The organism is Saccharopolyspora sp. NPDC002578 (assembly GCF_053592695.1).
Genome location: NZ_JBSFWJ010000113.1, coordinates 1 through 12660, shown reverse-complemented (window position 1 = coordinate 12660; position 12660 = coordinate 1). Strand labels below are relative to the sequence as shown.

Here is a 12660-nt window from a genome sequence, read left to right as displayed (position 1 = left end):
AGCGTTCTTCTCGCGAGGACAGCTTTTTCCCTCGTGGCGGAGCCACTTGGGAAAAAGATCCCGCAGCGAGAAGAACGCTGAGGTTCCGCCACCCGGACACCAGAGCACAACGACTCCCGCACCTCGGAGATGAATAATGCAGTCGCGGCGTGACCAGGTGCAGGCCTACTTCTTCGTCGTAGGCAGGCTGATCTCGGCGATGATGCGGGGGCGGCCGGACGATCCGGCGACGCCCACGCGGCGGTTCGTGATGGGCGCGGTGATCGGCACCATCATCGGTTGCCTGGTGGTCGCCGGTTTCGGCGTGTACGGGCTGATCCGGCCGGGCGGCAAGACGTCCTGGCAGGAAGCGGGCGCGATCATCGTGGAGAAGGAGACCGGTGCGCGCTACCTCTACATCGACGGTTCGCTGCGCCCGGTGCTGAACTACTCGTCCGCGCTGCTGGCCGCGAACAACCCCTCCGGCGGTTCGGTGAAGCTCGTGTCGCAGGCCTCGCTGGAAGGCGCCCGCCGCGGCGCGCCCATCGGCATCCAAGGCGCGCCCGACTCGCTGCCCGACGCCGAGAACCTGAGCACCGCGCCGTGGGTGGTGTGCGCCGCGACCGAGACCGCGCCCTCCGGTGCCGAACAGCCCATCACCGATCTGCAGGTGCGCCGGCCGACGGGCACCGTGCTCAACGACGACCAGGGCGTGCTGGTGTCCACCCCGGACGGCGTGACCTACCTGGTGTGGCAGGGCAAGCGGCTGCGGCTGCCACCGGAATCGCTCAACGCGCTGGGCTACGCCAAGCACACCCCGTTCCCCGTCACCAGCGGCTGGATCAACACGCTCACCAGCGGCCCGGACCTCGTCGCCCCGGACGTGCCGGGCATCGGCACCAGCCTCGGGACGGTCGGCGGGCAGCCCGCGCGGGTCGGGCAGGTCTACGAGATGAACAACCCGGTGCTGGACACCAGCGACTACTACGTGCTGCGCCAGGACGGCTTCGCCCCGCTGAACCAGACGATGGCGAGCCTGCTCGTCAACGACCCCGGCACCGCCGCCGCCTACGGCGGGCAGAAGCCCGAACTGATCGAGCTCGGCATCGAAGCGCTCTCCGAGCAGCCCACGTCCGCCGCCGACAGCGTGCCCGAAGGATTCCCGTCGGTGCCGCCGCAAGTGGAACGCGTCGACGTCGGCGGCAGCACCCGGCCCTGCGTGGCGTTCGGCGTGAACAAGGGCAACACCGTCACCACGAAGATCGGGCTGGTGCCGCGCAACGAAGCCACCGGCAAGGGCAGGCCGCCCTCGGGGACGGCGGAGAACGCGCTCGCCGACCGGATCACGGTGCCGCCGAACCAGGGCATCCTGGCGCGCGACCTGCCCACGCCCGGCGTCGCCGCCGGCACGAACTACCTGATCTCCGACCTGGGGGTGAAGTATCCGTTGGCCACTCCGGAAGTGGCGGGGGTGCTGGGGTATTCGGGGGCTGCTCCGATGGCCGTGCCCAGTGCGTTGCTGAATCTGTTGCCGTCTGGTCCGTCGTTGGATCCGGCTTCTGCGACTGTCGAACAGCCGTTGGGCGTGACGCCTGCTTCTAACTGAGACTGCCCGCCCGGTCTTTTTGGGCGGGTGGTCGGGTGGCGGAACCTCAGCTTCCTTCTCGCTGCGGGATCTTTTTCCCAAGTGGCTCCGCCACGAGGGAAAAAGCTGTCCTCGCGAGAAGGAAGCTGAGAACCCGCCGGTGAGCGGCTTCTCGACGTGGGCTATTCGCTTCGCGAATACAGGCACGGCCTTCGGCCGCCAGGCAGGCTTGCTTCGCCGCCCGAGGCACGGCTTCGCCGTCAGGCACGGCCTTCGGCCGCGAGGCAGGCGTGGCTTCGCCCGCCCACTGCACGGCTTCGCCGCTCACCGCGCGGCTTTGGTTGTGGGGCTGGTCGGGCTTTGGTGGTTCGTCGGGCCGGGGGGTCGGGGGTTTCGGTGTGTGGTGGGGGTTGGTTCGTTCGGGGGGTTGCGGGGGTGTTGTTGCTTCTCGTTCATGTGCGGGTTGTCGTTTTGACACCGGCGGGGCGGGGGGCGCTGCGCGAACTGAGGGATACCCCTGGACGGAGCGGTTTCGGTCGGGTATGGCGCCGAGGTGTGCTCGTCGGTGATGGACTGGACCTCGTCACCAAGAGCGTTTCCTCCGCTGCGGCGGCCACGTGAACCGCTCCCACTACAGACCAGAACGAGGTTGACATGGCCGGGCAGACCAGGCTTACGCAGTCCCAGCTCAACCAGCTGTCGCAGCAGCACATCGAGACCAAAGAGTCCGTCAACAGCCAGCAGCAGAACCTGGCCGCCAGCATCAGCGCCCTGCTCGGCGCCAACAAGGGCGACATGATGATGGCCCTGCAGCGGACTCACGAGGCCTGGGACGCGCAGTGCAAGAGCATCACCCAGAACCTGCAGGGCATGGCCGAGGCCGTCAAGCAGGCTTCGCAGATGACCGGGCAGCGCGACGAGGAGTCCGGCCAGGCCGTCGGCAAGATCGAGGTCCCCGGGATGGCCAGCCACCTCGGCTGAGCCCGTACCGGCTGATCCGTCAGTCCTTCTTTCTCTTTCCCAGCACGGCCGATTGACGAGGAGACTTCGATGGCCGACGAAATCCAGTACCAGCACGCGGCGATCCAGCAGGGCATCGACGACATGAAGCGCGTCACCCAGCAGATCCGCTCCCAGGTCGACGGCCTGCGCCAGCAGACCCAGCGTTCGCAGGAGTACTGGGAGTCCAGCTCGGCGGAGAGCTACAACGTCCTCTCCAACGACATCACCAAGGACTTCGAGAACATCAACCAGATGCTGGAGCAGCTCAGCATGGCGGTCGGCCAGGGGCAGACCGACATGCACGACATGGACGCCAAGGCTGCCAAGAACTTCCAGTGATCCGACCTGCCAGGTCGATCGCGGTGGCGCCATGATCATGCCGCCACCGCCCATCGTGGATGACGTGCGGTGCCGGAGTGGGGATCCGCTTCCGGCACCGCATCCACGCGGCACCACCGGGGCGTGCGCGCCCCGCAGAGACTTCTGACATCGCCAGATTCGCGGCCCGAGGATAGGGGAGCGTTCCACCATGGCCGAAGACAAGACAGCTCTGGACTTCGCCGAGGTGCGCAACTCCGGCACTGCCATCGGAGATCTCGCCTCCGATGTGAACGGCTTCTCCGAGCTCAACGACATCAACCCGCAGCCCGGTGAGTTCGAAGTCGGCAGCTGGCTCAAGACCCTCGTCACGGGCCGTCGCGACGCCCTCTACGAGCACTGCAACGAGTTGCAGCAGACCCTCCAGGAGGTCTCCCGCAAGCTCAAGGAGATCGCCACCGAGATCGAGGGCGTCGACCAGAACAACGCCGACGCGGTGAACAAGCTCAACGGTGAGCTCTCCGGCACCGTCGGCGAGATGCAGAGCCGGATCAGCAGCGTCGCGCCGGGACTGTCCGCCGACGCGTCCAGCGGGATGATGGGCACCTACGCCGGCATGGAAGGCATGCCCGCCGACGGCATGACCACCGAGGGCCAGACCACCTACCCCGACCAGGCGACCGGCGGCTACGCGCCCAGCGGCATGACGCCCGGCTACATGCCGGCGAACGCTCCCACCATGGGCGTGCCGATGGGGCAGATGCAGCCGACGACGCAGGGCATCCCGGCGAGTCCGGGGATGCCGGCTCAGCCGCTGCAGCCCACGATGCAGGGCACTCCGGCTCAGCCGCTGCAGCCCGTGCGCGCGACCGAGGCACGCCAGCCGCTCGAACCGATGCAGGCCGGCAGGCGCCTCTCCACCGAGGCCGAGCCGCTGGAACCGATGCAGCCGAGCAGGCGGATCGCCACCGAAGGCCAGCAGCCCCTCGAACCCCTGCAGCAGGCGCGGGTCGGCACCGTCCAGCACCCCGTGGAGCCCGCGCAGCAGGGCGAGCGGATCGCCACCGAACCCCTGCAGCCCCGGCACTTCACGTCGGCGGAGCCCGCGCAGTTCACGCCGATGCAGCAGGGCGAGCCCGCGCAGTTCACGCCGGCGCAGCCCACCATTCCGGCCGAGCCCGCGCAGTTCACCCCGCAACTGCAGGGCGAGCCCGCGCAGTTCACGCCGATGCAGCCCACCATTCCGGCGGAACCCGCGCAGTTCACCCCGCAGCAGCAGGGCGAGCCCGCCGAGTACGTGCAGCAGACACCGCTCGAGCCCCGGCAGTACTCGCAGTTGCAGCCGCAGATCCAGGGCGAGCCCGCCCAGTACCAGGAACCGCTCCAGCCGCTCTACCGGCGCAACGCCGGCGAGCCGCAGGCGTGACGTTCCCCCTCATCTCAACCTGAACAACGCGAGTTCCCACCCCACCTGGTCTCGGCCCGGACGCGCGGACCTCCCTCAGCGCGCCGGGCACCGCCAACGTTTTCGGTTCCCCGGGGACTCCTCGCAACACGACTTGGAGAATCCGTGGCCGACACGCAGGAAGACGAGACCTACACGGACTCGTTGTTCGACAACCCCGAGGACAACTGGGACGACCACAAGAACGACGACGGCAGCCGCGACTGGTTCTCGCCGGAGGAACTCGAAACCGACGGCGAGGACTACGACAACGTCTCGGCGAACGAGGACTACTTCGACGACAACGTCGAGAACGCCGACGACTCCTCGCAGGAGATCCTCGACAGCGACGAGATCCCGGACGAAGAGGCCTCCGACGACACCCAGGACGAGCTCGACGACGCCCTGGAGGACACCGGCGCCGCCGACGAGACCTTCGAGATCGAGGACGCCGAGGCTCCCGACACCGACGAGGAGTCAACCGGCGAGGAGTCCACGGGCAGCGGCGGCCAGCAGGGCACCGGCACGGGGAGCCAGACCCCGCCCGCGCCGATGGAGGACTACGGCAGCTTCTCCATGCAGCAGGTCATCAAGAGCCTGAACGGGGAACCGAGCAGTCTGCAGGCCGCGGGCGAGTCCTTCAAGACCATCACCCAGCGGCTCGACGAGGCCAACCAGTCCTTCAAGGAGCAGGTCGGCAAGCTCGGCCAGTCCTTCCAGGGCGCCGCGGGCGAATCCTTCGGGCAGTACGCGGAGAAGCTGCTCAGCTCCGCCGACGAGGTCGTGACCGCGCTCAAGGACGGGCGCTACGCCGAAGGCCTCCAAGAGGCGGGCGACCAGGCGGCGCGGGCCAAGGCCGCCGTCGTGCCGCTGGTGCAGGCCTACCTGAAGGCCTCGGCCTGGGCGGACGCGTTCAACTCGATGGCCGGGCAGCTCAAGGGCGCCGAAGCCGCGGCCGAAGTGTGCGTGAAGACCGCCAAGAAGATCCTCGACTCTGCTCGCGAGGTCGTCAGCTCCCTCGCCGACAGCTACCAGTCGACCGGTTCGGCGCTGACCCCGCTGACCACCCAGCTCCCGATGACCTCCTCGGCCGGGGGCTACGGCCCGTCCGGGACCGGGTCGGGTTACGGGTCCGGTGGTTACGGCTCCGGCGGTTACGGCCCCACCGGCACCGGGTCGGGCTACGGGTCCGGCGGCTACGGCAGCGGCGGCTACGGCTCCGGTGGCTATGGCCCCACTGGCATGGACACCGGCGAAACCGGTTACGGCACGGGCGAAACGGGCCAGACCGGCTACGGCACCGGCGAAACCGGCTACGGCACCGGCGAAACCGGCTACGGCACCGGCGAGACGGGCTACGGCACCGGCGAAACGGGTTACGGCACCGGCCAGACCGGCTCGGGCACGGGCTCCGGCACGGGTTCCGGCGAGACGGGCTACGGCACCGGCCAGACCGGCAGCGGCACCGGGTCCGGCACCGGCAGCGGGACGGGCAGCGGCACCGGTTCGGGCACCGGCAGTGGCACCGGCAGTGGCACCGGCTCCGGCCAGGGCGGCGTCGACCCGAACGCGATCGGCGGGGCGCTCAACGAGGCGACCAGCGGCGCCGAGCAGATGGGCCAGGAAGCGCTGTCCGGGCTGGCCGGTGCGGGCGACACCGGCAGCGGGACCGGCGGCGACCTGGGCTCCGGCACCGGCAGCGGGACGGGTTCCGGTACCGGCGGCGAGACCGGCGAAACCGGCTCCGGGACCGGCGAGACCGGTTCGGGCACGGGCGGCTCCGGCGGCGGCTTCATGCCGGGCGGCATGGGCTCCGGCACCGGCACCGGCAGCGGTACCGGCTCCGGCACGGGCGGCAAGAAGCCCGGCGAGCAGTCCGGTTCCGGTGGCGAACAGGAAGCGAGCGTCGACCCGAACGCGATCGGCAACGCGCTGGAAGGCGCCACCAACGGCGCGGCGCAGGCCGGGCAGGAAGCACTGGAGGGGCTGTCCGGCAGCGGCGGTTCCGGTTCCGGCGGCGGACTGCCCGAGACGAGCTCCGGTTCCGGGTCGGGCGGCTCGGGCGGCGGACTGCCCGAAACCAGCTCCAGCGGCGGCGACACCGGCTCGGGCAGCGGGGACACCGGCTCCGGCAGCGGCGGATCGAGCATCGACCCGGGTGCCGTGGGCGACGCCCTCGACAGCGCCACCAGCGGCGCCGAGCAAGCGGGGCAGGAAGCCCTCGAAGGCCTCACCGGCGGCGAATCCGGCTCCGGCACCGGCGGGCTCGGCAGCTCCGGTTCCGGCGGCGGGCCGGGCTCCGGCGGCTCCAGCGGGTCCGGGGGCAAGGGCGACGAGCCGAGCATCGACCCGAACGCGGTCGGCGACGCCCTCGACAGCGCCACCAGCGGTGCCGAGCAGGCCGGGCAGGAAGCCCTGGAAGGGCTCACCGGCGGCGACTCGGGCAGCGGCAGCGGCGGTTCCGACTCCGGCTCCGGCGGCGGCGAGTCCGGCAGCGGCTCCGGCGGCGAGAGCGGTTCGGGCGAGGATTCCGGCTCCGGCGAGGATTCCGAGGAACCGAGCATCGATCCCGACGCGGTCGGCGACGCCCTCGGCGACGCGACCGACGACGCGGCGCAACTCGGCGAGGACGCGCTGGAAGGCCTCCAGGGCTCCGGTGGCCAAGGCGAGGGCGAGGACGGCGAGATGCCGACCAACCCGGACGGTTCGCCGATCGAGGTCTCCTCGGACAAGGCCAGCGACATCGTCGACGACATGGCCGAGCAGGCCCGCGAGGACGGCCAGGCCGCCCTGGACGAGATGTTCGGCGAGGACGCGGCGGGCTCCGAGGAGGCGCAGGCCCTGCTCGACGACGTCGTGGAGCAGGCCCGGACCGCGGGCGAGGAGGCCATCGGCCAGCTCGGCGCGGACGGCCAGCCGCTGTCCTACGACGAGATGAGCGACGTCGTCGACGGCGTGGTCTCCGCCAGCGACGAAGCGGCCGACCAGGCGATGGCCGAGCTCACCGGTCAGGAAGCGATGTCGCCGCTGAGCAAGGACCTCAGCGACTTCCTCGCCCCGGCCGAGGACACCATGCACACGATGGACGACCTGTCCGCCGATGCGGGTGCGGCGCTCGACGACATCGGCGGCGCGGCCGGTGGCGGCGTCGGCGGTGGCGGCGGGGCCGGTGTCTCGCTGCCCGACGCCGGTGGCGCGGGCGGCGTGTCCCCCGACCTCGCCCAGCCCGGTACGACCACGACCAACGCCGCGATGGACCCGAACGTGCCGAGCGCGCAGCCCGACATGGCCGCGGCGCGCGCCGCGGGCGGTGGCATGGGCGGCGTCGGTGGCGGCGCCGGTGCCGGTGGCATGCCGATGATGCCGCCGATGGGCGGCATGGGCGGCGCCGGTGCGGGTGGCGGTGCCGGCCAGAACCGGGAGTCCAGCACCTGGCTGGTGGACGACGGCAACTCCTGGCACGAGGACGGCAGCGAGGCGGTCTCCCCCGTGCTGGGCCGCGAGGGATAATCCGGTGTGGACTGATCAGGCCCGCGGCAACGTTTTCCCGACCGAGGAGCGATTTCGATGAGCACGCCCGATGTCCAGGCGGACCCGGCCTCCGGTGGTCAGGCCCCGCTCGGCGACGGAACCTCCGTGCCGGGAGACGTGCAGCCGCAGCCCGATCAGCAGCCCCCGCCACCGGCGGGACCGCCGCTGGAGTCCACGGCGCAGATCCTGGCGACGGGCAACCCGCAGCAGTTCTACGCGGACGGTCAGCGCTTCGACCAGATCGCGGGGCGGCTGCGGGGCCTGTCCGACGGGTTCCGCAGCGAGCTGCGCCGCGTCGAGCAGTCGTGGCGCGGTCCCGGCGCGGAACTGTTCCAGGACGCCGCGCAGAAGATCACGCAGTCCATCGAGCGGCTCATCGACACGATCAGCGCGCCCGCCTACAGCTCGGTGATGAACCAGCTCGGCGACGCGCTCGCCGAGGCGCAGCGCCAGGTCAACGACGTGCAGACGCAGCGGCAGCAGGGCAGGGACGCGCTGGCCGCGAACCCCGCAGCGGCGGGAGATCCGGCCGCGCAGGCCAACCAGCAGCAGCAGGAGACCGCGCAGGGCGAGCACGCCAACCAGGTGTTGCAGCAGCTCGCGCTGACCTACCAGAACCTGGGTTCGCAGCTGCGGGTGCTGCCCAGCCGCAACTCCTCCGGCGGTGCCGCCAACGACGGCGGCAGCGGAGCGTCGGCGAGGTCGGCGGGCACCATGTCGACCGGCGGACCGGCCACGATGGACTCCTCCGGAACCGCGGGGACCATGATGGCCCCGATGTCGGTCGGGACCACGACGCGGATGTCCGGCGACGGCAGCGTTCTCGGTCGCGAGTCGGCGGGGACGTGGGGCGCGCCGTCGGCCGACGATTCGGTCGTGGAGAGCGCGGGCCTGACCGATTCCGGCGTGCTGGCACCGCAGTCGGGTTCGGCGGCGCCGATGATGGGCGCGTTCGGCGCGACCGGCGCGGCCGGGTTCGGCGGCGCGGCATCGCAGGCCAAGCGTCGCTCCACCTCCTCCGGCGGCTCCGGCGCTTCCGGCGACTCGGGTGCCGGGGAGATGACGACGTTCGGGATGCCGGCTTCGATCGGCGGCGGCGAGCGCGCCACGACCTCGTCCTCCGACGGTGAGCGCGGCGGCAGGCCCTCCACCGAATCGCTCTTCGAGCAGCGGCGGCAGCACTGGGCCGAGACGCTCGGCCAGCCCGGCACCGACGAAACGACCGGCGAGGCGGGGCGCACCGCTGAGGCGACGGCGTTCGGCTCCGGTGAAGCGGCCGTGCCGGGTCTGCCTCCGGGCACCACCGGTGGTCCGGCCGTGCCGCCGGGAGCTCCGGCCCCGGGTCTCGAAGGCACGCACCCCGCCGCGCACGCACCCGCCACCGGCAGCGCCTCCGCCGGTTCCGCAGGGACCGCGGGCGGTCCGTCGGCGAAGCTGCCGTCGCTGCCGAACGTCACCGGCGGCCTGCCCGCCACCTCCGGGTTGTCGGCGTCGCCGTCGCTGCCCGGATCGACCTCGTTGCCCGGGGTGGAGACGGCGGGGGCTTCGGTCCCGAACGGCGCGTCTTCGGCCGTGCCGCGCGGAGTTCCCGGCGCCGGGATGCCCGGCGGCGTTCCGGGCGCCGCGGGCGGAGGCATGGGGTCGCCGATGATGCCGCCGATGGCGGGCATGGGAGCGGGCATGGGCGGCGCGCTCGGTTCGCGCGGGAACCAGGACCGGGACCGCAACACCCTGCAGCAAGAGGACGAGGACGTCTGGGACGCCACGGACGGGCTCTCCGGCGGAGTCCTGGGTCGAGACTGACCCGCCGCCCACCCGACAGCGATTGGAGAACGACCATGACTTCCGGATTCTCCGGGGGCGGGATGCCCGACCTCGGCGCGGCCATCGAGGCCTTCGAGCAGGAGCAGGCCAAGCTCGCCGACTTCCAGCGCAAGCTGTCCGAGACGACCACGGTCGTCGAGTCGAAGAACCACATGATCACCGTGACGCTGGACGGCAACGGTGAGCTCTCCGACCTGAAGTTCAACACCACCGCGTACCGGTCGATGGCGCCCGCCGAACTCGCCTCGGCCGTCACCGAGGTCCTGCAGCAGGCCCGGCAGCAGAGCCTGAAGACCATGCAGGAACTGATGGGCGGCTCGCCCGTGCCCGGTTACGAGCTCGACGAGCTGGCCAGCGGCGAAGCCGATCTGGCCGCGGTGCTCGGCAAGGTGATGGAGCCGTCGCTGAACCTCGTGCGCGAAGCGGGCGGCGACTCGCCCGCCGCGGCCAAGCGACCGGCCGAGCACAACGATGACGACGACGGCTGGGAACGCCGCTAAGGACCGCTCGGGGAGGGTGTTGGATCATGGCAACAGATGAGGTGTACCTCAACGTCCCGGAAGCCGAACGGGTCACCAAGGGGCTCGCCGACGGCGTGGACAACCTCGGCAACGCGATCGACGAGCTCAAGGCCGCGTTGCAGCGCGACCACGGGTGCTGGAGCGACGACAAGATCGGCAAGGGCTTCGAGTCGTCCTACCTGCAAGGCGCCACCGACACCCAGGACGGGTTGACCAAGCTCGCGAAGTCCCTCAAGGAGTTCGCCGACGAGGGATTGCCCGCCGTCATCAAGAACGTGGAGGACTTGGACTCCCAGTACGGCGAAGCCGTGGACAGTTACGGGGATGCCTTGTCCGACTACCAGCGCCACTCGGAGCGCTGAGCACTCCTTCCTGACCGACCGTGACTACCTGACGCCTTAAGGACGCGCGATGCCCACAGAACTCCCAGCAGGCCTGCAGAAGGCGCTGGAGATCGTTGGTGGGCAGCCGTGGCCGGAAGGCGACGAGGCCGGTCTGAACCGGATGGCCGACGCCTGGCAGACGGTCGCCCAGCAGATCGAGGTCTTCGACGAGGTCCTGCAGCGGTCCGTCGACGGGCTCAACGAGGCCATGCGCGGCGAGTTCGTCGACGCCTACACCCAGTACGCGGCGAACGAGCTGAAGCCGATGCTGGAGCAGCTGCGGTCCAGTTCCGAGGAGCACGGCAACCTCGCGAAGAACACCGCGGCCGACATCCAGTACTCGAAGATCATGATCGTGGTGCAGCTGGTGATGCTGGCCGCGACGCTCGCGCTGTCTTGGATCCCCGGCATCGGGCAGGCGCTGGTCGCCGCCGCGGCGGCCACCGCCCGCGCGGTGATCATGCAGATCATCAAGCAGGTCTTGATGAACATCGCCATGGGCATGGTCATCAACACCGCGATCGAGGTCGGCCTGGACGCCGCCATCCAGGGCATCCAGATGCTCACCGGCCAGCGCACCGAGTGGAACGAGGAGTTCACCAAGGGCGCCGCGATCAGCGGTGTCGTCGGCGGCGCCGCCGGTGGTGCGGCGGCCGGCCTGGTCAAGGGCATCGGCGAGCACATGGCGGGCGGCTTCATCAAGAAGGCCGCCGACGACATCGCCAAGGGCGCCGACGGCAAGAGCGTCCCCGACGTGAAGAAGATGGGGCCCGCCACCGAGAAGCTCGCCGACATGGGCGGCGGCGCGCAGAAGTTCGCCAACAGCGGCTGGGGCAAGGGAACCTACGACGTCACCTTCGCCACCGGGCAGGGCTTGGGCGCGCTCGCCGGTGACGTGGCCGGTCAGAAGTTGGGCGGCGATCCGAAGGGTCGGCCCGGCGAGGCGGAGGACCCCGCCAACCCGTACGCGTTCACCTCCGGCTTCCTCGGCGGCCTGCAGGGTCGCGGTGGTGGTCGCGGCGGTGGCGGCACCGCCTACGGGAAGTCCGGCGAGCACGTCGACACGGGTTCGCTGGACGGCCTCAGCGACCTCAAGAACATCGGCGACGTCGATGTGAAGCTGCCCGACACGGAGTCCTCGTCCCCCGGGGACACCGGCACGGGCAACGAGAAGGGCACCGGCGGCAACGACTCCGAAACCGGTGTTCAGGAGCACCTCGACGCGCCGCCGACCTACGAGCAGTCCCAGGCCGACTACGGCCAGAGCGACGGCGACACCACCGGCACGGGGAACACCGGCACCGGGAACTTCACGGGTACGGGGAACTTCACCGGGACTGGTCAGGGTCAGAACTCTGGCCAGGGCCAGAACTCTGGCCAGGGCCAGAACTCTGGCCAGGGCCAGAACTCTGGTCAGGGCCAGAACTCTGGTCAAGGTCAGAACTCTGGTCAAGGTCAGAACTCTGGTCAGGGTCAGAACTCTGGTCAAGGTCAGAACTCTGGTCAGGGTCAGAACTCTGGTCAAGGTCAGAACTCTGGCCAGGGTCAGAACTCTGGTCAAGGTCAGAACTCTGGCCAGGGCCAGAACTCTGGTCAAGGTCAGAACACCGGCCAAGGCCAGAACACCGGCCAGGGCCGCGACGGAGGAATCCAAACCACCGGCGGCGACAACACATCGACGACCGGCAACACCGACAACAGTTCCACTACGCCGTCGCAGCAGACGGACTCCAACACCGGACATGCGACCGAGTCCGGTTCGCGTGACTTCAACGAGTCCGGTTCGCGTGACTTCAACGAGTCCGGGTCTCGCGACTTCAACGAGTCCGGGTCTCGCGACTTCAACGAGTCCGGTTCCCGCGATCTCGGCCAGTCCGGTTCCCGTGACTTCAACGAGTCCGGGTCTCGCGACTTCAACGAGTCCGGGTCTCGCGACTTCGACCAGTCCGGTTCCCGTGACTTCGACCAGTCCGGTTCCCGTGACTTCAACGAGTCCGGTTCCCGTGACTTCAACGAGTCCGGTTCCCGTGACTTCAACGAGTCCGGTTCCCGTGACTTCAACGAGTCCGGTTC

General features: G+C 70.2%; 9 protein-coding genes. All 9 read left to right on the top strand.

Annotation, left to right across the window (positions count from 1 at the left end; all coding sequences use genetic code 11):
* Nucleotides 1-136 precede the first annotated feature (136 nt).
* The gene (gene eccB, locus ACWD38_RS28885) at nt 137-1585 is read left to right on the top strand and encodes a type VII secretion protein EccB (RefSeq protein WP_184482671.1); all 1449 of its coding nucleotides are present in this window, start codon (nt 137-139) and stop codon (nt 1583-1585) included.
* 633 nt (nt 1586-2218) lie between these two features.
* Nucleotides 2219-2545: a hypothetical protein gene (locus tag ACWD38_RS28880; RefSeq protein WP_184482674.1), complete on the top strand. Its 327-nt coding sequence runs from the start codon at nt 2219-2221 to the stop codon at nt 2543-2545.
* A 69-nt stretch (nt 2546-2614) separates the two neighbouring features.
* Nucleotides 2615-2905, top strand: coding sequence for a WXG100 family type VII secretion target (locus ACWD38_RS28875; protein WP_184482677.1), 291 nt, complete (start codon nt 2615-2617; stop codon nt 2903-2905).
* A 190-nt stretch (nt 2906-3095) separates the two neighbouring features.
* Nucleotides 3096-4310 carry a hypothetical protein gene (locus ACWD38_RS28870; protein ID WP_450125329.1) on the top strand — a complete coding sequence of 405 codons (1215 nt, stop codon included), beginning with the start codon at nt 3096-3098 and terminating at the stop codon, nt 4308-4310.
* Between the two features lie 144 nt (nt 4311-4454).
* The gene (locus tag ACWD38_RS28865; protein ID WP_450125328.1) at nt 4455-7838 is read left to right on the top strand and encodes a hypothetical protein; all 3384 of its coding nucleotides are present in this window, start codon (nt 4455-4457) and stop codon (nt 7836-7838) included.
* 57 nt (nt 7839-7895) lie between these two features.
* Complete coding sequence (locus ACWD38_RS28860) at nt 7896-9662, top strand: WXG100 family type VII secretion target (protein WP_184482686.1); 1767 nt, start codon at nt 7896-7898, stop codon at nt 9660-9662.
* Nucleotides 9663-9697: 35 nt separating this feature from the next.
* On the top strand, nt 9698-10183 hold the full coding sequence (locus ACWD38_RS28855; RefSeq protein ID WP_184482689.1) for a YbaB/EbfC family nucleoid-associated protein: 486 nt from the start codon (nt 9698-9700) through the stop codon (nt 10181-10183).
* A 26-nt stretch (nt 10184-10209) separates the two neighbouring features.
* On the top strand, nt 10210-10566 hold the full coding sequence (locus ACWD38_RS28850; RefSeq protein ID WP_184482693.1) for a hypothetical protein: 357 nt from the start codon (nt 10210-10212) through the stop codon (nt 10564-10566).
* 49 nt (nt 10567-10615) lie between these two features.
* Nucleotides 10616-12660 (top strand): WXG100-like domain-containing protein (locus ACWD38_RS28845; RefSeq protein WP_450125327.1); only part of this gene is annotated, 2045 nt, incomplete at its 3' end.